Here is a 21,355-nt window from a genome sequence, read left to right as displayed (position 1 = left end):
CCTCACTCGGCGCGGCACACGTAGCTCCCATCACATCGAAAGAGACCAGCCATGCGCATCAGCACCAAGGCCGCCGCCACCCTCGCCGCCGTCACCGCCGCCCTCTCGCTCACCGCGCTCGGAGGCACCGCGTCGGCCGCGGCGCCGGCCGCCAAGTCGACCTCCGTCACCTGCACGGCCGCCAACACGAAGGTCACCGTCAAGCAGGTCGACCGCCCGATCAACCACCTGCTCGTGGAGGCCAAGAACACGGGTACGAAGACCTGCAACGCGTACGGCGCCCCGTACCTGCGCTTCGACCAGGGCCAGTCCGCCACGCCGTGGCTGGAGGCGAGCAAGCCCCACTCCGTCCTCTCCCTCAAGCCGGGCCAGACCGCCTACGCGGCCATCGGCACCTCCTCCCCCGAGGGCTCCGAGGGCCACCAGGCCGAGGAGCTGGACGTCTTCTTCTCCAACCGCGCGATGGACGGCAGCGTCGGCTCCCCGGCCTCGCCGAAGCTCCCCGAGGGTGGCGTGTACGTGGACAGCTCGGCGTACGTCACCTACTGGCAGTCGTCGGCCGCCGACGCCCTGGTGTGGTGACGACGCCTTCCACCGTCCACTGACACCACACCACCTTGCCCGGGTCGCGCTCTGTGACGCCCCACGCGTCGCAGAGCGCGGCCACGAGCAGGAGCCCCCGCCCCGACTCGTCCTCGGGGCACACCACTTCGGGGACGCCGCCCCCGCTGTCGTGCACCTCGACGCGGAGTACGCCCTCGCCCTCCGCGTCATACCGCAGGCAGAGCCGGAACCCCCGCCCGGGCGGGACGCCGTGCAGCAGCGCGTTGGTGACCAGCTCGGTGACACAGAGGGCGATGTCGTCGGCCTGAGCGCCCCCGATGCCCCAGTCGGCGAGAGCGGCACGGGTGAACTCCCGTGCGGCGGGGACGGACTGACGCCGGCGGCGGTAGAAGTGCTCGCGGGTTTCTCGATTCACACGGCGATGGTGACGCTGCGTGGCCATCATGGCGCAGTACGTGCACGCGTGCAGGGCTTCTGTACGGGCGTGCACGGGTGAGTCGATCTCCGCACCAGGGGAGTTGCGCGTCATGCCACCGAGGAACCGCCGCCGGAAGAACGCCTCCGCCATGAAGATGCTGGGCGCCCAGGTCGCCGCGCTGCGCCGCGCCGCGGGCCTGACGCAGCGGCAACTGGCGGAGCGCCTCGTGGTGGACGAGGAGACCATCGCGTCGATCGAACAGGGCCGGCGGCTGCTGAAGGGGGACTTCGCGGAGGGGCTGGACGAGATCCTCGAAGCGAAGGGCGTCCTGGCCGCGGCCGTGGAACACATGCCGGAGGTCGACCTCTTCCCTCGCTGGGCCGAGGAGTACATGGACCTGGAGCGGGAGGCGATCTCGCTTTCCTGGTACGACAACCAGGTGTTGCCGGGCATTCTGCAGTGCGAGGCGTATGCGAGCGCGGTCCTGCACTGCAAGGCACCCGCCCTCAACGAGGATGCGATCGCCGTGCAGGTCGCCGCCCGCATGGCACGCCAGGAGATCCTGCACCGCAGGGACCCACCGACGATCAGCTTCATCGTCTCCCAGGTGACGGTGGTGGATCGCATCGGTGGCGACGCGGTCTTCTACGAGCAGCTGAGTCACCTGCGCGAGTCGATGGACGCCCCCGGGGTCACCCTTCAGATCATGCCGCTCGGAGTCGAAACACACGCCGGGCTCGACGGCCCCTTCACGCTGCTGGAAACCCCGGATCACCAGCGCATCGCCTACATCGAGGCACAGCGCGGCAGCCAGCTGATCGCCGACCTGGATGAGGTGTCCCTGCTCGAACGCAAGTATGCGATGCTGCGGACACAGGCCCTCAACACCCAGGACTCCAGGGGCTTGTTGGACGGCTTGCTAGGAGAGCGATGAACACCGCAATGACGTGGTTCAAGTCCAGCTACAGCGGAGACGAGGGCGGCCAGTGCCTCGAAGCCGCGTACACGTGGCGCAAGTCCAGCCATAGCGGCAGCGAGGGCGGCCAATGCGTCGAGGTCGCGACGCACCCCACCGCCATCCACATCCGCGACTCCAAGAACCCGGAGGGCCCCGCCCTCACCGTCACGCCCGAGGCCTGGACCTCGTTCCTGACCGTCAGCACGCAAGCCGACGCCGGGTTGTAGTCGCGGCTCGTACGGGCCCCGGATCAACCACAGGCGGCTCAGGGAACCAGGACCACCTTCCCCGTGGTTCCCCTCCGTTCCATCTCCGCATGCGCCCGTGCCGCCTCCGCCAGGGGGAACGCCTGCCAGGCGGGTGCCAACTCGCCCTTCGCCGCCGCCTCCAGGGCCTCCCGCTCGCGGGCCGGGCCCTCCTCGGGGTGGGCGATGAGTTCGAGCAGGGCGTTGACGTGGGTGACGCCGCGTTCGGCGAGGAGTCCGCGGGGCGGCTCGAAGGCCTGCTGCGAGGACCAGCCGATGACGACGTACCGTCCACCGGTGGCGAGCAGGTCGAAGGCCGACGCCGCCTTGTCGCCGCCCACGCCGTCCAGGATTGCCGTGACGGGACGGCCGCCGCCGAGGCGTTCGCGCACCGTCTCCTGCCAGCCGGGGCGGTCGTAGTCGACGGCCACGTCGGCGCCGAGCGCCCGTACCGCTTCGGTCTTCTCGGGGCCGCCCGCCGCTCCGACGACCGTGGCCCCCAGGGCGTGCGCGTACTGCACGACCAGCCGGCCGATGCCCCCGGCCGCCGAGGTCACGAGGACCACGTCGTCGGGGCGGAGCCCGGCGATGCCCAGCAGGCCCATGGTGGTGGCGCCGGTCACCACCATCGTCACGGCGTCCTCGAAGCCCAGACCGTCCGGGACGGGGTGCAGGGCGGAGGCTTCCGCGACCGTCGACTCGGCGTAGCCGCCGGGTGCGCTGCGCGCCGTGACCACGGAGCGGCCCAGCCAGCCCTGGTCGACGCCGGGGCCGACCGCGTCGACGACGCCCGCGACCTCGCCGCCGAGGACGGCGGGCAGTTCCGGCAGCGGCGGGGCCTTGTCGGAGGCCTCGCCCCTGCGCATGACGGTCTCGACGAAGTGCGCCCCGGCGGCCCGTACGGCGATACGCACCTGGCCGGGCCCCGCGACGGGGTCCGGCCAGGTCTCGTACGTCAGGTTCTCGGCGGGCCCGAACTCATGCAGAACGACGGCGTGCACGGCATCCTCCTCGGATTGCTTCGACGCACGCCAGCCTGCTACCTCAAGCGGACTTCAGGTCAAGAGGCCGCCGACGGGCCGCTCAGAGCTGCCGCGCCACCTCGGTGGCCCAGTAGGTGAGGATCATGTTCGCGCCCGCGCGCCTGATGCCCGTCAGGGATTCCATGATCGCCTTGTCGCGGTCGATCCAGCCCCGCTCGGCGGCGGCCTCGATCATCGCGTACTCGCCGCTGATCTGGTACGCGGCCACCGGCACGTCGACCGCGTCGGCGACCTTCGCGAGGATGTCGAGGTAGGGTCCGGCCGGCTTGACCATCACCATGTCGGCACCCTCCTCCAGGTCGAGCGCCAGCTCCCGCAGGGACTCCCGGGCGTTGGCCGGGTCCTGCTGGTAGGTCTTGCGGTCGCCCTTGAGGGAGGAGCCGACGGCCTCGCGGAAGGGGCCGTAGAAGGCGGAGGAGTACTTCACGGTGTAGGCGAGGATCGAGACGTCCTCGTGGCCCGCCTGGTCGAGGGCGTCACGGACGACGCCGACCTGGCCGTCCATCATGCCGCTGGGGGCCACCACATGGGCGCCCGCGTCGGCCTGGACCTGCGCCATCTCCGCGTACCGCTCCAGGGTCGCGTCGTTGTCCACGCGTCCTTCGGCGTCGAGCACGCCGCAGTGCCCGTGGTCGGTGAACTCGTCCAGGCACAGGTCGGACATGATGATGAGGTCGTCGCCGACCTCGGCCCTGACGTCGCGCAGCGCGACCTGGAGGATGCCGTCGGCGTCGGTGCCCACCGTTCCGGCGCCGTCCTTCTTGGCGTCCTCGGGCACGCCGAAGAGCATGATCCCGGCGACACCGGCCTCCACGGCCTCGACGGCCGCCTTCTTGAGGGTGTCGCGCGTGTGCTGGAAGACGCCGGGCATGGCCCCGATCTCCACCGGGGCGCTGATGCCCTCCCGCACGAATGCGGGCAGGATCAGGTCGGCCGGGTGCAGGCGCGTCTCCGCCACCATGCGCCGCATGGCCGGAGTCGTCCGCAGCCGCCTGGGCCGCGACCCGGGGAAGGACCCGTACTTCGTCACTGACTTCACCTGGTTTCGTACCGCTCGTACCGCTGCTGTCGTGGGGTCGTGGGGCGGGCGCGCCGGGCGCCCGCCCCACCCCGAACCTATGGCGCTGTACGCCGTCGTCGCGAACCGGGACGCCGCTCGCTCGGGCGGGTCACCGGGTCCCCGGCCTCCAGGGCCGCGGCGCGCCGCTGCGCACCGAACTGGGCCAGCGCCTCGGCGAGCTTGTGGACCGACGGCTCGGGAGCCATCACGTCCACGCGCAGCCCGTGCTCCTCGGCGGTCTTCGCCGTGGCGGGGCCGATGCACGCGATCACGGTGACGTTGTGCGGCTTGCCCGCGATGCCGACGAGGTTGCGGACCGTGGAGGAGGAGGTGAAGAGCACGGCGTCGAAGCCGCCGCCCTTGATGGCCTCCCGGGTCTCGGCCGGCGGCGGCGAGGCGCGCACCGTCCGGTAGGCGGTCACGTCGTCCACCTCCCAGCCGAGGTCGATCAGGCCCGCCACCAGCGTCTCCGTGGCGATGTCGGCCCGCGGCAGGAACACCCGGTCGATCGGGTCGAAGACCGGGTCGTACGGCGGCCAGTCCTCAAGGAGACCTGCGGCCGACTGCTCGCCGCTCGGCACCAGGTCCGGCTTGACGCCGAAGGCAATGAGCGCGGCGGCGGTCTGCTCACCGACGGCCGCGACCTTGATCCCGGCGAAGGCGCGGGCGTCGAGCCCGTACTCCTCGAACTTCTCGCGCACCGCCTTGACGGCGTTCACGGACGTGAAAGCGATCCACTCGTACCGTCCGGTGACGAGGCCCTTCACCGCGCGCTCCATCTGCTGGGGCGTGCGCGGCGGCTCGACCGCGATGGTCGGCACCTCGTGCGGCACGGCGCCGTAGGAGCGGAGCTGGTCGGAGAGCGAGGCGGCCTGCTCCTTCGTACGCGGTACGAGGACGCGCCAGCCGAAGAGCGGCTTCGACTCGAACCACGAGAGCTGGTCGCGCTGGGCGGCCGAGCTCCGCTCGCCGACCACGGCTATGACCGGCCGGCCGCCGTCGGGCGAGGGCAGCACCTTCGCCTGCTTGAAGACCTGCGCGATGGTGCCGAGGGTGGCGTTCCAGGTGCGCTGGCGCGTCGTCGTGCCGCCGACGGTCACGGTGAGCGGGGTGTCGGGCTTGCGGCCCGCGGCCACCAGCTCGCCCGCGGCGGCGGCGACGGAGTCGAGCGACGTCGAGACCACGACGGTCCCGTCGGACGCGCCGACCTCGCTCCAGCAGCGCTCGGACGCCGTACGGGCGTCGATGAACCGCACGTCGGCGCCCTGCGCGTCCCGCAGCGGCACACCGGCGTACGCGGGCACGCCGACGGCCGCCGCGATGCCGGGGACGACCTCGAAGGGGATGCCCTCGGCGGCGCAGGCGAGCATCTCCTCGGCCGCGTACGTGTCGAGGCCGGGGTCGCCGCTGACCGCACGCACGACCCGCCTGCCGCCCCTCGCGGCCTCCATGACAAGATTGGCGGCGGCTCGGAAAGTCGCCGTGTCAGGGGCTGCTGACATGTCGTCAGTCGCCTTCGGCAGGGGTGTGTCCACACCTCCCCTGGCGTGCACGCGGACGACGTCGAGCACATCCGGCTCGGCGATCAGCACTTCCGCTCGGGTCAGCGCCTCGACGGCGCGCAGGGTCAGCAGTCCCGGATCTCCGGGTCCGGCACCCAGGAAGGTGACGTGCCCGTGTGCGGGAATGCCGGGAAGGTTCGAGGTGGGGCTCAAAGTGCTCGCTCCCCCATCAGACCGGCCGCGCCCTTGGCGAGCATCTCCGCCGCGAGTTCGCGGCCGAGCGCCATGGCTTGGGTCTCCGTCTCGGGCACGGGACCGGTGGTGGACAGCTGCACCAGCGTCGAGCCGTCGGTCGTGCCGACGACGCCGCGCAGGCGCATCTCCTTGACAATCTGCCCGTCGGCCATGGGGGTCTCCCCTGCTCGAACGAAGTCGAGAGCTTGGGGAAGGTCGGCCAGCGCGCCCACAGGTGCGCTGCAGCCGGCTTCCAGGGCGGCGAGCAGGGATCGCTCGGCGGTCACGGCGACCCGTGTGGACGGGTCGTCGAGCTCGGCGAGCGCGGCGGCGAGTGACGCGTTGTGCGCGGCGCACTCGATCGCCAGTGCCCCCTGGCCGGGGGCGGGCAGAACAGTGTCGACCGACAGGAAGTCGGTCACCTCGTCGATCCTGCCGACGCGGCTCAGTCCGGCGGCGGCGAGCACGACGGCGTCGAGCTCCCCCTTGTGCACGTATCCGATGCGGGTGTCGATGTTCCCGCGGATCGGCACGGTCTCGATGGTCATGCCGTGGCTGCGCGCGTAGGCGTTGAGCTGCGCCATGCGGCGCGGCGAGCCGGTGCCGACGCGGGCGCCCGCGGGCAGCTCCGGGAAGGTCAGGCCGTCGCGCGCGACGACGATGTCGCGCGGGTCCTCGCGGACCGGCACGGCCGCGAGCACGAGCTCCTCGGGCTGCGTGGTGGGCAGGTCCTTGAGCGAGTGCACGGCGAAGTCGACCTCGTCGCGGGCGAGCGCCTCGCGCAGCGCGGCGACGAAGACGCCGGTGCCGCCGATCTGCGCCAGGTGCTCGCGCGAGGTGTCCCCGTACGTGGTGATCTCCACGAGCTCGACGGGCCGTCCCGTCAACTGCGTCACGGCTTCCGCGACTTGGCCCGACTGGGCCATGGCCAGCATGCTGCGCCTGGTCCCGAGCCTCAGAGCCCTCTCGGTCATGCCCGGCCTCTATTCGGGTCGTCGTTCTCGTTGTTCGTGTGGTCCGCCCTGCTGACCGCCGCGACCGTCTGCGGGTCGAGGTCGAAGAGCGTCCGCAGCGCGTCCGCGTACCCGGCGCCGCCGGGTTCGCCGGCGAGCTGCTTGACCCGCACCGTCGGCGCGTGCAGCAGTTTGTCCACGACGCGGCGCACGGTCTGGGTGATCTCCGCGCGCTGCTTGTCCTCCAGACCCGGCAGCCGTCCTTCGAGCCGGGCCATCTCGCCGGCCACCACATCGGCGGCCATGGTGCGCAGGGCGACCACGGTCGGCGTGATGTGCGCGGCCCGCTGTGCGGCGCCGAAGGCCGCGACCTCGTCGGAGACGATGCTCCGCACCTGCTCGACGTCGGCGGCCATGGGCGCGTCGGCCGAGGCGTCGGCGAGCGACTCGATGTCGACGAGCCGCACGCCGGGTACGCGGTGCACGGCGGCGTCGATGTCACGGGGCATGGCGAGGTCGAGCAGGGCGAGCACGGCGGGGCGGGCATGGGCGGCCGACGGGAAGGGGCGGCGCCGCTCCGGCAGCCTGCCGGTGCGGCCGGCCGCCGCGACCAGCGCGGCGATGGCCTCGGCCTCGGCCTGCGGGTCGGGGGCCGTGCCCTCGCGCCGCTCGGCCGGGGCGTTGTCCACCCAGGCGGCGTGCTGCTCCAGGGAGGCCGCGTCCATGCCGGCGACGGCCGCCTCACCGGCCACGGAGAAGCCGCGGGCGGTGGAGAGGTCGAAGGGGCAGGGCTCCTCGGCCGTCTCGACGGGGCGCACGGCGGTGCCCGCCGAGCCGCTCCTGGCCTGCGCGGGCACCTCGCCGAGGCGGGCCTCGGCGGGCACGCGTCCCTCGACGGCCGCCGAGACGACATCCGCGGTCAGCACGAGGCCCGTCGCTCCGGTGCAGGAGACGGCGACATCGGCACGTGTCAGTTCTCGGGCGACGGAGTCCATGGGGACGGCGCGGGCCGTCACTCCGGCGGGACCCGAGTCGCCGAGGATCTCCGCGAGCCGCTCGGCCCGCTCGAAGGTGCGGTTGGCGACCACGATCTCCGTCACCCCGGCGCGTACGAGCGTCGCCGCGGCCAGCGAGGACATGGAGCCGGCGCCGATCACCAGGGCGCGCTTGCCCCTGACCCACTCCCCGACCGGCTCGCGCGCGGCGAGCTGTTCGAGGCCGAAGGTGACGAGCGACTGCCCGGCCCGGTCGATGCCGGTCTCGGAGTGGGCGCGCTTGCCGACCCGCAGCGCCTGCTGGAACAGGTCGTTCAGCAGGCGGCCCGCGGTGTGCAGTTCCTGCGCGCGCGCGAGGGTGTCCTTGATCTGGCCGAGGATCTGCCCCTCGCCGACGACCATGGAGTCGAGGCCGCACGCCACCGAGAAGAGGTGGTGGACGGCACGGTCCTCGTAGTGCACGTACAGATAGGGGGTCAGCTCTTCGAGGCCCACGCCGCTGTGCTGCGCGAGCAGCGTCGACAGCTCGGCGACGCCCGCGTGGAACTTGTCGACGTCCGCGTACAGCTCGATGCGGTTGCACGTGGCGAGCACGGCCGCCTCGGTGGCGGGCTCGGCTGCGAGGGTGTCCTGCAGGAGCTTGGCCTGCGCGTCCGCGTTCAGCGCGGCTCGTTCGAGGACGCTCACCGGGGCGCTGCGATGGCTCAGCCCCACGACCAGGAGACTCATGCCGGCATCACGGCGGGGACGTCCCCGTCGGGTCCCTTGCGGGGCTGCTTGGCGGCGACGGGCGGCACGACGTCGTCGGCCGCCAGGTCCTCGCCGGCCTTGCGCTGCTCGTGGAAGGCGAGGATCTGCAGCTCGATGGAGAGGTCGACCTTGCGCACGTCGACGCCGTCCGGGACGGACAGCACGGTCGGCGCGAAGTTCAGGATGGAGGTCACACCGGCGGCGACGAGCCGCTCGCAGACCTGCTGGGCGGCGCCGGCCGGGGTGGCGATGACGCCGATCGAGACGCCGTTGTCCTCGATGATCTTCTCGAGGTCGTCGGTGTGCTGCACGGGCATGCCCGCCACGGGCTTTCCGGCCATTGCCGGATCGGCGTCGATCAGCGCCGCGACACGGAAACCACGCGAGGCGAAGCCGCCGTAGTTGGCCAGGGCGGCGCCGAGGTTGCCGATGCCGACGATGACAACCGGCCAGTCCTGGGTCAGGCCGAGCTCGCGGGAGATCTGGTACACGAGATACTCGACGTCATAGCCGACGCCGCGCGTCCCGTAGGAACCGAGGTAGGAGAAGTCCTTGCGCAGCTTCGCGGAGTTGACCCCCGCGGCGGCCGCGAGCTCCTCGGAGGAGACCGTGGGCACCGAGCGCTCCGACAGTGCGGTCAGAGCGCGGAGGTACAGCGGAAGCCTGGCGACGGTGGCCTCGGGAATCCCTCGGCTGCGGGTCGCCGGTCGGTGAGTTCGGCCAGTTGCCACGGTGCTCCTGCGGGTAGAGCGGGGCTGCAGGCGGTCACTCGTCCCCAGACCGCCCCGTCCCCTGCAGGCTATGCCTTTGTGAACGCGTGCACAAAGATGGTGTCCGTTTTGCCCTGCCAACGTGACGGGGCTCACGCACGCCCGGCGCACCATCGTGGAACCGGCGCAGGGGCGGTTTCGTTCCTCACCTGAAGGGGGCAAAACCGCACACACTCCTCACGATCATCACCCCCGAGAACAAAACCGCCCCAAAGCGTAGACGACTTCGCGGGCACTTTGGACTACCCGGTCAGTAACCTGCGGGCCCGCCACCCCGGCCCAGACCGCTCGACCGGTGACCGAAGCCCCCTCCCGGCGACCGCGTCAGCCGGTCAGCTCCCGGCGCAGCCGCGCCTCGTCCACGCGCCAGAAGGTGTGCTGCTCCCCGTCCACGAGGACCACGGGGATCTGCTCCCAGTACGCCCGGTGCAGCTCCTCGTCCTCCGTGATGTCCTTCTTCTCCCACGGGGCGCCGAGCTCCCCGCAGACCTTCTCGATGACCCGCTGTGCGTCATCACACAGGTGGCAGCCCGGCTTCCCGATCAGGGTCACGGTGCGCTCCGCGGGCTTCTTCTTCTCCGTACGGCGAAAAATCGGGCTCATACCGCCATTCTCGCCCCGCCGCCCCCGTGCGGCGGGCGCCCGGCCCGCGCCCCGCTTAACGGCCCGGTCGCGGAGTGTTCACGGCCCCCGCATCCCGCCGACTCCGGAACCGCCCGCGGGACTGGCTATGCTCACGACATGGCCGCTCTCGGATGGCTCACCCCCCGTAGGCGCTCCGCCACGGCGCGGAGCGTGTTGGCAGGCGAGGCCTCGGCTGAGGCAGCACGCAAATCCTCCCAGGAGCTGGAGGAACTCGCCGGGCGCACCGCGCCCGACGTGGCCCCCGAGGAACCCGTCTTCCCCGTCGTCGGCGACGACAAGGCCGCCGCCTTCTTCGACCTCGACAACACCGTCATGCAGGGCGCCGCGATCTTCCACTTCGGCCGCGGCCTGTACAAGCGGGAGTTCTTCGAGCGCCAGGAGCTGTTCCGCTTCGCCTGGCAGCAGGCGTGGTTCCGGCTCGCCGGCGTCGAGGACCCCGAGCACATGCAGGACGCCCGCGACAGCGCCCTCTCCATCGTCAAGGGCCACCGCGTGGCCGAGCTGATGTCCATCGGCGAGGAGATCTACGACGAGTACATGGCCGAGCGCATCTGGCCGGGCACCCGCGCCCTCGCGCAGGCCCACCTCGACGCGGGCCAGAAGGTCTGGCTGGTCACCGCGGCGCCCGTGGAGATCGCCACGGTCATCGCGGGACGCCTCGGCCTGACCGGCGCCCTCGGCACCGTCGCCGAGTCGGTCGGCGGCGTCTACACCGGCAAGCTCGTCGGCGAGCCCCTGCACGGCCCCGCCAAGGCAGAGGCGGTCCGCGCCCTGGCCGCCGCCGAAGGCCTGGACCTCGCACGCTGCGCCGCGTACAGCGACTCGCACAACGACATCCCGATGCTGTCGCTGGTCGGCCACCCCTACGCGATCAACCCCGACGCCAAGCTGCGCAGGCACGCCCGTGAGCGGGACTGGCGGCTGCGGGACTACCGCACGGGCCGCAAGGCCGCGAAGGTCGGCATCCCGGCCGCCGCGGGCGTGGGCGCGGTCGCGGGCGGCACGGCCGCCGCTATCGCGCTGCACCGCCGCCGCCACTGAGGAACGCGCCCCCGGCGGCCCTCGGGGCCCATCGGCCGGCGCGCAATCCCCCGGTCCTACCCCGTCCCGCCCCCCGCCAGTCCCCCCGGAGGGACTCGGCCACAACACGCCTCGCGTGAACACGGAATGTGAACCGAACCGATCAGTAAACGGTCACTCTCCGCTGCTCATCCATGTGCGGATCGGTTACAGAAGCGACGTAATCGATGATTTGAGCAACTGGGTGTAGCGCTGCCTGTATGAAGCGTTATTCTCCTCAGACGCATGAACGGGCCTCGCTCGTCACCGCTTGTCGTCACGACGAGTGAACGGTCCGGAACTGCACGTGATGGAAGCTCTGCCTCTGGGAGTCCCGTGTACCCACACGTCGGGGTTGACGCCTCGGGCCTGGCTACGCTGCGCGCAACGGTCCTCGACCGCTTGCGCGGCTTCGTCCCCACCGCGTACGCCGTCCCCCCCGTCCCCGCCTTCGCCGCCCCGGCACCCGTCGGGCCGTGTTATGCCCTGGCGGACGGCGGTGCGGCTGTCAGCAGACGATCCCGCTCCGCCGCCGCCGCGACCACCACCCACCGCCGGCCCGCCGCCGACAGTGACAGCGCCCGCATGATGGCGCTCGTCGAACGCGCGCAGGCCGGCGAGTCCGACGCCTTCGGCCGCCTCTACGACCAGTACAGCGACACGGTCTACCGCTACATCTACTACCGCGTGGGCGGCAAGGCGACCGCCGAGGACCTCACCAGTGAGACCTTTCTGCGCGCCCTCCGCCGCATCGGCACCTTCACCTGGCAGGGCCGCGACTTCGGCGCCTGGCTGGTCACGATCGCCCGCAACCTGGTCGCCGACCACTTCAAATCGAGCCGGTTCCGCCTCGAAGTGACCACCGGCGAAATGCTCGACGCCAACGAGGTCGAGCGCAGCCCCGAGGACTCCGTCCTGGAGTCCCTGTCGAACGCGGCACTGCTCGAAGCCGTCCGCCGCCTCAACCCCCAGCAGCAGGAGTGCGTGACCCTGCGCTTCCTGCAAGGCCTCTCCGTCGCGGAGACCGCGCGCGTCATGGGAAAGAACGAGGGCGCGATCAAAACCCTTCAGTACCGCGCGGTGCGCACGCTCGCGCGGCTCCTCCCGGACGACGTGCGGTAACGCCGGCAGCGCTCCGGAGCGCCCAACTCACTGTCCGTGTCGGCCTGATGGCCGTCACGGCCCTTTGGTGATTCCTTGCGGTCCGATCATCTTTCGTCCGTAACCCAAGTGCCGCGACGCTCGTTGTGCGGGATGCAGGCTCCCTGTGGTCGCCACCTGACCGTTCCCTCCGCTCCCGAGGCGCGAGGGAGACGCCATACGCTCACTCGGACGTGTGGAAGCGCTCAGGCCAGGCGGCCCCCCTTGGGGAGTCGACCGTCATGACGAGAGGAGGTGCCGCCAGTGATCGCGAACGTATCGGCCCACCGGCGGGCGAACGCCTTCGCCCAGGCCCTGGACGACCATTCCGACCAGCGCCCGGCGGCCGAGCAGTCCGAGGACTCCGCGTCCACGCCCGCGGCCGTGGCCGTGGAGTCCCCCGAAACCACAGCGGCCAGCGCCGAGCCGACCGAGCGGGGCCGCATGCTGGCCCTGACGGAAAGCCTCGACGCGCTGCCCAAACCCGTCCTCGACCCCGAGGTCAAGGTCGTCCATCGCGCCCAGCTCGTGGCCGCGATGGAGGCCATGCTCCGCGACGGCGGCGCCGCGGTGCCCGAACAGCGCACCCGCAAGGGCGCGCACCGAGCGGGCCCGCTGCACAGGCTGCGGCCGCGCACCCGGCTCTCCAAGGGCATCGCCGCCGGCGGTCTCACCGTCGGCGTCGCGGCGGGCGCCTTCGGCGGAGTCGCGGCCGCCAGCTCCGACGCCCTCCCCGGCGACTCGCTGTACGGCCTCAAGCGCGGCATGGAAGATCTCAAGCTGGGCCTGGCCGACGACGACGCCGACCGCGGCCGGATCTACCTCGACCAGGCCTCCACCCGGCTGAACGAAGCGCGCAGGCTCATGGAGCGGGAACGCTCGGGCCCCCTGGACCACGAGTCCATCGGCGAGATCAGGCGAGCCCTCACCGGCATGCGGCACGACGCCAGCGAGGGGCACCGCCTGCTCCACCAGGCGTTCGAGCGGGACGGATCGCTCGGCCCCATGCAGGCGCTCTCCGCCTTCTCCCGCTCCCACCGGGACACGTGGAGCGACCTCCAGGGCCGGCTCCCCGTCCAGCTCGGCGACATGAGCGACCAGGTGGAGTCCGTGTTCGACGCCATAGAAGACGACGTCGAGCCGCTGCGGGCGAAGTTGCCCCACGTCCCGCGGAAGGACGGATCGGGCGGCGGGACACCGCAGAGCCCCAGCCGCCCGGACGACACCGGCCGGCACTCCTCGTCCCCCGAGAGCGGAGGGAGCGGCGACACCGGCGAGCCCCGCAAGGACAAGCCCGCCTCACCCCACCGCAGTGACGACGACGGCCTCCTCGGCGGCAGCGTCGGCGGTCTCCTCGACCCACCGGACGAGAAGACGACCCCCACCCCGTCGGACGGCAGGAGCAAACCCGGCAAGGAAACCCCGGCCAAGCCGGAGGTCACCCTGCCCCCGCTCCTGCCAGGACTGCTCCCGGAGCTCGGCCTCGACACGGACGACTCCAAGTAGCGGCCGCCACCGCGCTCGCGGCCCGTGGCTGAGGGGCGCTCTCCCGACGGGGGGCGCCCCTCAGCCGCGTACGCGTGCGCCCGTAGGCGCTCGTGGAAGAGGACCGGCCGACTCTAGAAGAACACCGACCGCCGCTGCACGAGCAGCTTGTACAGCGAATGCTGGATCTGCTCGCGCACCTGGTCCGTCAGGTTGAACATCAGCATCGGGTCGTCCGCCGCCTCCAGCGGATAGCCGTCCGTCGGGATCGGCTCGCCGAACTGGATCGTCCACTTCGTCGGCAGCGGCAGCGCCCCCAGCGGCCCGAGCCAGGGGAACGTGGGTGTGAGCGGGAAGTACGGGATGCCGAGGACCCGCGCGAGCGTCTTCGCGTTGCCGATCATCGGGTAGATCTCCTCGGCGCCCACGATCGAGCACGGGACGATCGGAGCGCCCGCCCTGAGCGCCGTCGAGACGAAGCCGCCCCTGCCGAACCGCTGGAGCTTGTAGCGCTCGCTGAACGGCTTCCCGATGCCCTTGAAGCCCTCCGGCATCACCCCGACCAGCTCGCCCCGCTCCAGGAGCCGCTCGGCGTCCTCCGCGCACGCCAGGGTGTGTCCGGCCTTGCGTGCCAGTTCGTTGACCACCGGCAGCATGAAGACGAGGTCCGCGGCGAGCAGCCGCAGATGCCGGCCCTGCGGATGGTTGTCGTGCACCGCGACCTGCATCATCAGGCCGTCCAGCGGCAGCGTCCCCGAGTGGTTGGCGACGATCAGGGCCCCGCCCTCGGCGGGGATGTTCTCGACGCCCTTCACCTCCACCCGGAAGTACTTCTCGTAGAAGGGGCGGAGCAGCGACATCAGGACCTGGTCGGTCAGCTCCTCGTCGTAACCGAAGTCGTCGACCTCGTACTCCCCCGTCAGCCGCCGCCGCAGGAACGCCAGGCCGCCCGCGACACGGCGGTCGAGGCCGCCGCCCCGTGGCTCTTCCTGGGGCCGCCGCGCCGGCTCCGGGGGCCCGGCCGCGGGCTCCGCGCCCCGCGCGTCCTCCCGCTGCCTGCCGGGCAGCGTCTTGACCTCGCTCACGGCCGCGGCGTCGCCCTTGCGGCGGGGCGAGGACCTGCGGCGCGGCGAGCGCTGCGCCGCGCCGCGCGACCGGTCGTCGTCGAACGGAATGACCTTGGCGTCCGCCATCGTTGACGCTCTCCTCAGTTGGCGCATCGGTTGCCGCCCGCGAAGGGCAGCGCGGCGATCCGGTCCACGGCCCCCGCGAGGGCACCCGGCGGCAGCAGCCCGGGACCGCGGCTGCGCACGAAGTCCGCGAAGGCCTCCGCGGTCGTGTACTTCGGCTCGAACCCCAGTGTCTCGCGCATCTGCCGGGTGGCCACGACCCTGCCGTGGGTCAGCAGCCGCAGCTGCTCCGGCGAGAAGTCCGTCATGCCCACGGTGCGCAGCGCCGAGCCGACCCAGGTGACGGCCGGCAGGAGCACCGGCACGGTGGGGCGGCCGAGCCGCCGGGAGCACTGGGAGAGCAGCAGCAGGCCGTCGCCCGCGATGTTGAAGGTGCCGCTGTTGAGCGTCCCGCGCCGCGGCTCGTGCGAGGCCAGGCGGAGCACCTCGACGGCGTCGTCCTCGTGGACGAACTGCAGCCGCGGGTCGTAGCCGAACACGGTCGGCAGGACCGGCAGCGAGAAGTACTCGGCGAGCGGGGAGTCGGCCGTGGGGCCGAGGATGTTGGCGAAGCGCAGCACGCAGACCGCGACGTCGGGGCGGCGGCGCGCGAAGCCCCGCACATAGCCCTCGACCTCGACGGTGTCCTTGGCGAATCCGCCGCTCGGCAGCGACTTGGGCACCGTCGTCTCGGTGAAGACCGCGGGGTCCTTGGGCGCCGAGCCGTACACGCTGGTGCTCGACTTCACCACCAGCCGCTTCACCGTCGGCGACTTCTGGCAGGCTCCGAGGAGCTGCATGGTGCCGATGACGTTGGTCTCCTTGACGGAGCCCCGGCTGCCGCTGCCGAGCGCGGTCGCCGTGACGTCCATGTGGACGACCGTGTCCACCCCGTACTCGGCGAGGATCTTGGCGATCGCGGGCTGCCGGATGTCGGCCCGGACGAAGTCGGCTCCGCCCAGATGGTGTTCGGGCGGCACCGCGTCGACGGCGATCACCCGGTCCACCTCGGGATCGCGCTGGACGCGCCGGACGAACCTGCCGCCCAGTTGCCGGGCCACTCCGGTCACGAGCACGACCTCGCCCAAGATCAGCGCCTGCCTTTCCCCAGCCCTCGCCGCGCACCGTCGTCCGCGTCCGTGACCACGCTAGCGGGTCCGTGTTGCGCTGTGATGTCCGTGCGCGGCGGGAAGTGACGACGGACACAGCCACACGTACGGACCAACCGTCCGGCGCTCAAGCACCGCGTCCGGCTCCCGGGCACCGGTCGGACCCTTCGCGTGTCCGCCCGGCCTTCCGAGTACCTCGTCCGGCTCCGGACATGCCGAAGCCCTCCCGCCGAAAAGGACGGGAGGGCTTCGAACGCGCTGTACAGCGGTCGCTTACTTCTTGTTGCGACGCTGAACGCGAGTGCGCTTCAGCAGCTTGCGGTGCTTCTTCTTGGCCATCCGCTTACGCCGCTTCTTGATAACAGAGCCCACGACTACCCTCGCTCACTTCTCTTCACTCGGTGCGGGGCAGCAGACTGGGCCCACACGACCTACGTCGGCCTAGCCTACCCGCCCCGGCGTGAGGGACGTAATCGAGGGGCAACGGACCCCGCGGCGAAGGGGCCCGGAGGCCCCCGCGCTCAGCCTGCCTCGACCCCCACATAGGACTCGCGGAGGTATTCGTGCACCGCCTGTTCCGGGACCCGGAAGGACCTTCCGACCCGGATGGCGGGCAGATGACCGCTGTGCACCAAGCGGTACACGGTCATCTTGGACACTCGCATCACCGAGGCGACTTCCGCCACGGTCAGGAACTGAACCTCGTTCAGCGGCCTCTGGTTCTCAGCCATGACACCCCACCTGAACCTTCCGCACATGACGGGCACCGGCTTCCCCTTCCGGTGACTCTTCGTCGCTGCGCGCTCACTCCCCAGACTAGGGGCGGATGATGCGAGTGGGGAAGAGGAGCAGCCATCGGCCGCCTACTGTGACAGACACGCTCGATTGAGTACATAGCGAGTAAGCGGTCGGTAGTAATCAGACCGCACAGCGTCATCAAGCGGAACGACGACGGACACCCGTCCCTCGGCCTCTCCGACGAACAGCGCGGGATCATCCGTATCCGCCAGACCGATCGCCTCAAACCCCAGCTGACCTGCTCCGCAGACCCATCCATGGTCTCCCACGACAAGCTCGGGAAGCGGTCCGCCGGCCTCCGCGGCGGCATCCAGAACCGCCCGAACCGGGAGTGGTGAGTGGGTGTGTGCGCCGGTCCCACTCCCGGCCGGCCGCGCGCCGGGTTCGCGCACCAACGCGACTCCTTGTACGTAGTCAAGGTTGTACGTGCGTAGGCCGAACCGGGTCGTTATGTCGACACTGTGACCCTGCGCGGGGGTGAGGACGGTGCATCCGGCCGCCGACAACGCGTCCGCCAAAGCGGCGTAGAACCCGAGCAGCCGATGCGGATGCCCGGTCCCGAAGAGTACGGGGAGACGTCTTCGCGCGGCCCCCGCGAGCCGTCCGGCGAAGGCGTCGAGCGCCGTCAGCGTCCGCTCCGGATCGATGACGTCGGCCCCGCTCGTGTACCCCGGATCGGCGGACACCCCGCACCTGTCGGCCATGAGCCCCAGCAGATCGCCGGGACCCCACCGCCACTCGGGGTCGAGCCCGAGGAGTATCCGCGGGTCCCTGGCCGCGAAGAGCCGGTAGCTCCGCAGACTCTTCTCCCGGGGGGTGGCCACGGGCCCGGCCAACCGAGCCGCCAACAGATGCGCACGCAGGGCGCCGGTGCTCAACACGCTGCCGATGCTGACGCACGGCGGCCCACCCGACGGCGAAAACCCCGAAAAGCACCCACAGTTGGGCTAACGCGGGCATAATCTGACGGCTGCGGCTGCGGCTGCGGCGGCTGACGGCCGCGGCTATGGTGCGCCGGCTGCCGTCGTACGGCTCGGGGGCCTACGGCAACAGCCCCCGCAGCGGGAACGCCGCCCGGCGAGCGGCGAGCACCGCCTGGTCGAGCCGGTCCGCCGGGTCGTAACCCGCCTCCCAGCCCCGCCAGTCCACGGGCCACCGCCCGTCCGTCATCCGCCCCGGCGCCAGCTGCCGCGTCCGCGCATAGGCCTCCTGCCGCCAGGACTCCGGGATCGGCGTCGCCGGCTCCACGGGCCGCCCCGCGGCGATCGCGACGAGGTGCGTCCAGGAGCGCGGCACGACGTCCACCACCGCGTACCCCCCGCCGCCCAGCGCGACCCAGCGGCCGTCGGCGTGCTCGTGCGCCAGCCCGTGGCAGGCGACCTGCACGGCCCGCTGCGCGTCGAGGGAGACGGCCAGATGCGCCAGCGGATCGTCGAAGTGCGTGTCGGCGCCGTGCTGCGTCACGAGGACCTGCGGCCGGAACTCCGCGAGCAGCTCCGGCACCACGGCGTGGAAGGCCCGCAGCCACCCGGCGTCCCCGGTGCCGGCGGGCAGCGCGACGTTCACCGCCGAACCCTCGGCCGTGCCGCCCGCGCCCGTCTCCTCCGGCCAGCCGGTCTGCGGGAACAGCGTCCGGGGGTGCTCGTGCAGCGAGACCGTCAGGACCCGCGGGTCCTCCCAGAACGCGGCCTGCACCCCGTCCCCGTGGTGCACGTCGACGTCCACGTACGCCACGCGCTCGGCGCCCAGCTCCAGGAGGCGCGCGATGGCGAGCGCCGCGTCGTTGTAGATGCAGAAGCCCGAGGCGCCGCCGGGCATCGCGTGGTGCAGTCCGCCCGCGAAGTTCACCGCGTGCAGGGCGTCGCCGCGCCACACCGCCTCGGCCGCCCCCACGGACTGCCCGGCGATCAGCGCCGACACCTCGTGCATGCCGGCGAAGGCGGGGTCGTCCTCGGTCCCGAGACCGTACTCCCCGCGCGCGGACGCGGGGTCCTCGGAGACCGCCTTGACCGCCGCCACGTAGTCCTCGCGGTGCACGAGGCGCAGCGTCGAGTCACCGGCGCGCTTGGCCGCGACCACGTCCAACTCCTGGTCGAGCCCGAAGGCGCCGACAAGACTTCGGGTCAGCCCGAGCCTGACCGGGTCCATGGGGTGACCCGGGCCGAAGTCATAGCCCGTTACTGCCTCGTCCCACATCAGCTGTGCGCGGCCGCTCATGCCCGTCACCGTATCGGTCCGCTCCCGGGGCGAAAGAGCGGGCGTACACGACGGTCGCAAGCACCAACACCAGAGGAACGAGCATCGCGCCCCGGTAGTTCCACGCGTCCCCGAGCCCGCCCACCAGCGGCGAACCGATCAAAAAGCCCACATAGTTGAAGACGTTCAGTCGCGCGACGGCCGCGTCCGAAGCCGCGGCGCCCTGTTCGTCGTAGGCGAGCCTGCCCGCCGCGGCGAACGTCTGCGGAACGATCACGCACAGCCCGAGCCCGACCACCGTGAACCCGGCGATCCCCGTCCACGCCCCGGGCGCAGCCGCCACGACCGCGAACCCGACGGCCGCCACCAGGGCCCCGCCCCGCACCACCGCCACGGCCCCGAAGCGCCGCACCCCCAGATCCCCGAGCCCCCGCCCCACGAGCGTCATGACCATGTAGACGTTGTACGGAACGGTCGAGACCTCCTCCGAGCCGCCCAGCACGTCCTGGAGGTACTTGGCGCTCCAGTTGGAGACCGTGGAGTCCCCGATGTACGCGAACGTCATCACCAGGCAGAGCGGCAGCAGCAGCGGAAAGGCGACACTTCCGCCCCGCACCGCCGCCGGACCGTCCGCCGGTTCCTCCACCTCGGCGTCGACGTACCACCGGCTCCCGACCAGCGCCGCGGGCAGCAGCACGGCCACGGCCGGCAGATACGACACGAACAGCGCCAGGTCCCCGCGCGCACCCGCCCAGGCCAGCGACGCCCCCGCGATCCCGCCGAAGCTGTACGCGGCATGGAAACCGAGCATGATGCTGCGCCCGTACGCCCGCTGAAGACTGACCCCGAGCATGTTCATCGAAGCGTCGAGCGCCCCCACCGCGAGCCCGAAGGCCCCCAGCGCGAGCGCCACCTGCCACAGCTCCTCGCCGGAGCCCACCCCGAGGAGCGAGAGCAGCACGACCGGCTGCGACCACCGCAGCACCCCGCTGGGCGGCATCTTCTCGACCAGCTTGCCGGTGGCCACGCTCCCCACCCCGGCCAGGAGGGGCACCGCCGCGAGGAAGACGGGCAGCAGCCCGTCGGATATTCCGTACCGGTCCTGGATCGCCGGGATACGCGTCACCAGCAGCGCGAAGGCCACGCCCTGCACCAGGAACGCGAACGCCAGCGAGGCCCTGCCGCGCCGCAGCACATGTGTCATGGCCGGGAAGCGTAGGGCTCCGCACCACCCGTGTCAGGAAGTGCCTGCATCAGGCGAGAAGGGAGGGCAACTCACGCAGGTCGCTGAAGAGTTCGGTCGCGCCCACGAGCCTCTCGGCGGGCGTCATGGCGGTGAACCCGTACACGTCCATCCCGGCCGCCAGAGCGGCCCGCACCCCGAGCGGGCTGTCCTCCACGACCGCACAGCGCTCGGGGGCCACCCCCATCCGCTCCGCCGCGTACAGGAAGAGGTCGGGTGCCGGCTTCCCCCGCCCCACGTCCTGGGAACTGAAGACCCGCTCCTCGTCGAACCACGCGTCGAGCCCGGCCTTCCGGTGCCCCACCCGAATCCGCTCATGGCTCCCGGACGAGGCCAGGCAGTAGGCGACCCCGTCGCTCGTCAGTTTCTCCAGGACCTCGACGGCCCCGTCCATGGCCTGGAGTTCCCGCTCGAAAGCGGCGAAGACCCGCCCGTGGAACTCCTCGTCGAAGTCGCCGGGCAGCCGCCGCCCACTGCGCTCGAAGACCAGGTCGTGTACGCGGTGGACCGCACCGCCCATGTAGTCGCGCAGGGACTCCTCGTAGCTGGTGGGGTGCCCGAGCTCGGTCAGATACGCCGCAAGAATGGTGTTGGAGATCGGCTCACTGTCCACGAGGACGCCGTCATTGTCGAAGATGACCAGGTCGTATCGCATGCGTCGACCCTAACGGCGGCTTTCCGGCCCGGAAGGCAGAAGCAGAGGGCCGACCCCGAGTACGGGAAAGGGCCCGGAACGCAGAAAACCCCCGCACCAAAAGGTGCGGGGGTTTCCCGTAAAAATAGTTCGGCGGCGTCCTACTCTCCCACAGGGTCCCCCCTGCAGTACCATCGGCGCTATGAGGCTTAGCTTCCGGGTTCGGAATGTAACCGGGCGTTTCCCTCATGCTATGACCACCGAAACACTATGAAACTGTCAACCGCACCACGCTCTGTGACAAACGCGGGGTTGTTCGTGGTTTCAGAACCAACACAGTGGACGCGAGCAACTGAGGACAAGCCCTCGGCCTATTAGTACCAGT

Annotated in this window: 22 protein-coding genes and 1 rRNA gene; 6 read left to right on the top strand and 17 right to left on the bottom strand. The window is 71.4% G+C overall.

Going from position 1 to position 21,355, the window contains the following annotated elements; all coding sequences use genetic code 11:
* Window positions 1-51 precede the first annotated feature (51 nt).
* Window positions 52-582, top strand: a complete 531-nt coding sequence (locus DCW30_RS29655) for a DUF4232 domain-containing protein (RefSeq protein ID WP_062774909.1) — start codon at window positions 52-54, stop codon at window positions 580-582.
* Here DCW30_RS29655 and DCW30_RS29650 read toward each other — a convergent pair.
* Window positions 539-1,009 carry an ATP-binding protein gene (locus DCW30_RS29650; RefSeq protein ID WP_076689005.1) on the bottom strand — a complete coding sequence of 157 codons (471 nt, stop codon included), beginning with the start codon at window positions 1,007-1,009 and terminating at the stop codon, window positions 539-541. The two genes, DCW30_RS29655 and DCW30_RS29650, sit on opposite strands and share 44 nt — an antisense overlap.
* A 121-nt stretch (window positions 1,010-1,130) precedes the next feature.
* On the opposite strand from DCW30_RS29650, the gene DCW30_RS29645 reads away from it, so the two are divergent.
* Both DCW30_RS29645 and DCW30_RS29640 read left to right on the top strand, forming a co-directional pair.
* Window positions 1,131-1,916 (top strand): helix-turn-helix domain-containing protein, encoded by a 786-nt coding sequence (locus DCW30_RS29645; RefSeq protein ID WP_241743561.1) that lies wholly within the window; start codon window positions 1,131-1,133, stop codon window positions 1,914-1,916.
* Window positions 1,913-2,167, top strand: coding sequence for a DUF397 domain-containing protein (locus DCW30_RS29640; RefSeq protein WP_076685074.1), 255 nt, complete (start codon window positions 1,913-1,915; stop codon window positions 2,165-2,167). Before DCW30_RS29645 ends, DCW30_RS29640 begins: the two co-directional genes overlap by 4 nt.
* Before the next feature lie 38 nt (window positions 2,168-2,205).
* Here the strand turns inward: DCW30_RS29640 and DCW30_RS29635 are convergent, their stop codons facing one another.
* From DCW30_RS29635 to DCW30_RS29605, 7 genes are all read right to left on the bottom strand, one after another.
* Entirely contained in the window at window positions 2,206-3,186 is a 981-nt protein-coding gene (locus DCW30_RS29635) for a zinc-binding dehydrogenase (protein ID WP_076685075.1), read from the bottom strand.
* Between the two features lie 82 nt (window positions 3,187-3,268).
* Window positions 3,269-4,258 carry a porphobilinogen synthase gene (gene hemB, locus DCW30_RS29630; protein WP_076685076.1) on the bottom strand — a complete coding sequence of 330 codons (990 nt, stop codon included), beginning with the start codon at window positions 4,256-4,258 and terminating at the stop codon, window positions 3,269-3,271.
* A gap of 86 nt (window positions 4,259-4,344) precedes the next feature.
* The gene (locus DCW30_RS29625; RefSeq protein ID WP_062774900.1) at window positions 4,345-6,003 is read right to left on the bottom strand and encodes a bifunctional uroporphyrinogen-III C-methyltransferase/uroporphyrinogen-III synthase; all 1,659 of its coding nucleotides are present in this window, start codon (window positions 6,001-6,003) and stop codon (window positions 4,345-4,347) included.
* The gene (hemC, locus tag DCW30_RS29620) at window positions 6,000-6,998 is read right to left on the bottom strand and encodes a hydroxymethylbilane synthase (protein WP_062774898.1); all 999 of its coding nucleotides are present in this window, start codon (window positions 6,996-6,998) and stop codon (window positions 6,000-6,002) included. The genes DCW30_RS29625 and hemC overlap by 4 nt, the downstream gene beginning before the upstream one ends.
* Window positions 6,995-8,701 (bottom strand): glutamyl-tRNA reductase, encoded by a 1,707-nt coding sequence (locus DCW30_RS29615; RefSeq protein WP_076685077.1) that lies wholly within the window; start codon window positions 8,699-8,701, stop codon window positions 6,995-6,997. The genes hemC and DCW30_RS29615 overlap by 4 nt, the downstream gene beginning before the upstream one ends.
* The gene (locus DCW30_RS29610) at window positions 8,698-9,453 is read right to left on the bottom strand and encodes a redox-sensing transcriptional repressor Rex (protein WP_062774893.1); all 756 of its coding nucleotides are present in this window, start codon (window positions 9,451-9,453) and stop codon (window positions 8,698-8,700) included. The genes DCW30_RS29615 and DCW30_RS29610 overlap by 4 nt, the downstream gene beginning before the upstream one ends.
* Window positions 9,454-9,816: 363 nt before the next feature.
* Window positions 9,817-10,095, bottom strand: coding sequence for a glutaredoxin family protein (locus DCW30_RS29605; protein ID WP_076685078.1), 279 nt, complete (start codon window positions 10,093-10,095; stop codon window positions 9,817-9,819).
* Window positions 10,096-10,233: 138 nt separating this feature from the next.
* Here DCW30_RS29605 and DCW30_RS29600 point away from each other — a divergent pair, with 138 nt between their 5' ends.
* The 3 genes from DCW30_RS29600 (at window position 10,234) to DCW30_RS29590 (ending at window position 13,842) form a co-directional block, all read left to right on the top strand.
* Window positions 10,234-11,178: an HAD family hydrolase gene (locus DCW30_RS29600; protein ID WP_062774887.1), complete on the top strand. Its 945-nt coding sequence runs from the start codon at window positions 10,234-10,236 to the stop codon at window positions 11,176-11,178.
* Between the two features lie 354 nt (window positions 11,179-11,532).
* Entirely contained in the window at window positions 11,533-12,318 is a 786-nt protein-coding gene (locus DCW30_RS29595) for an ECF subfamily RNA polymerase sigma factor, BldN family (protein ID WP_063802712.1), read from the top strand.
* 282 nt (window positions 12,319-12,600) lie between these two features.
* Window positions 12,601-13,842, top strand: coding sequence for a DUF5667 domain-containing protein (locus tag DCW30_RS29590; RefSeq protein ID WP_076685079.1), 1,242 nt, complete (start codon window positions 12,601-12,603; stop codon window positions 13,840-13,842).
* A 113-nt stretch (window positions 13,843-13,955) separates the two neighbouring features.
* On the opposite strand, the gene DCW30_RS29585 is transcribed toward DCW30_RS29590, so the two are convergent.
* The 9 genes from DCW30_RS29585 to rrf all read right to left on the bottom strand — a co-directional run bounded on the left by DCW30_RS29585 (window position 13,956) and on the right by rrf (window position 21,235).
* The gene (locus tag DCW30_RS29585; RefSeq protein ID WP_076685080.1) at window positions 13,956-15,014 is read right to left on the bottom strand and encodes a lysophospholipid acyltransferase family protein; all 1,059 of its coding nucleotides are present in this window, start codon (window positions 15,012-15,014) and stop codon (window positions 13,956-13,958) included.
* A 14-nt stretch (window positions 15,015-15,028) separates the two neighbouring features.
* Window positions 15,029-16,078, bottom strand: a complete 1,050-nt coding sequence (locus tag DCW30_RS29580) for an NAD-dependent epimerase/dehydratase family protein (RefSeq protein ID WP_076685081.1) — start codon at window positions 16,076-16,078, stop codon at window positions 15,029-15,031.
* A gap of 294 nt (window positions 16,079-16,372) precedes the next feature.
* Window positions 16,373-16,471: a 30S ribosomal protein bS22 gene (locus DCW30_RS29575; RefSeq protein ID WP_003948845.1), complete on the bottom strand. Its 99-nt coding sequence runs from the start codon at window positions 16,469-16,471 to the stop codon at window positions 16,373-16,375.
* A gap of 149 nt (window positions 16,472-16,620) precedes the next feature.
* Window positions 16,621-16,830 carry a helix-turn-helix domain-containing protein gene (locus tag DCW30_RS29570; protein WP_062770509.1) on the bottom strand — a complete coding sequence of 70 codons (210 nt, stop codon included), beginning with the start codon at window positions 16,828-16,830 and terminating at the stop codon, window positions 16,621-16,623.
* Window positions 16,831-16,962: 132 nt separating this feature from the next.
* The gene (locus tag DCW30_RS29565; RefSeq protein WP_076685082.1) at window positions 16,963-17,778 is read right to left on the bottom strand and encodes a phosphatase; all 816 of its coding nucleotides are present in this window, start codon (window positions 17,776-17,778) and stop codon (window positions 16,963-16,965) included.
* A 160-nt stretch (window positions 17,779-17,938) separates the two neighbouring features.
* A complete protein-coding gene (locus tag DCW30_RS29560) occupies window positions 17,939-19,114 on the bottom strand; it encodes an acetoin utilization protein AcuC (RefSeq protein ID WP_076689006.1) in 1,176 nt (391 codons plus the stop codon).
* On the bottom strand, window positions 19,065-20,297 hold the full coding sequence (locus DCW30_RS29555; RefSeq protein WP_103557437.1) for an MFS transporter: 1,233 nt from the start codon (window positions 20,295-20,297) through the stop codon (window positions 19,065-19,067). The genes DCW30_RS29560 and DCW30_RS29555 overlap by 50 nt, the downstream gene beginning before the upstream one ends.
* A 49-nt stretch (window positions 20,298-20,346) precedes the next feature.
* A complete protein-coding gene (locus DCW30_RS29550; protein WP_076685083.1) occupies window positions 20,347-20,991 on the bottom strand; it encodes an HAD family hydrolase in 645 nt (214 codons plus the stop codon).
* Window positions 20,992-21,118: 127 nt separating this feature from the next.
* Window positions 21,119-21,235: ribosomal RNA gene (gene rrf, locus DCW30_RS29545) — 5S ribosomal RNA — on the bottom strand.
* Window positions 21,236-21,355: the final 120 nt, after the last annotated feature.

The sequence above is a fragment of the Streptomyces alfalfae genome (assembly GCF_004127445.1).
GTDB lineage: Bacteria > Actinomycetota > Actinomycetes > Streptomycetales > Streptomycetaceae > Streptomyces > Streptomyces alfalfae.
This window is presented reverse-complemented; position numbering and strand designations above follow the sequence as displayed.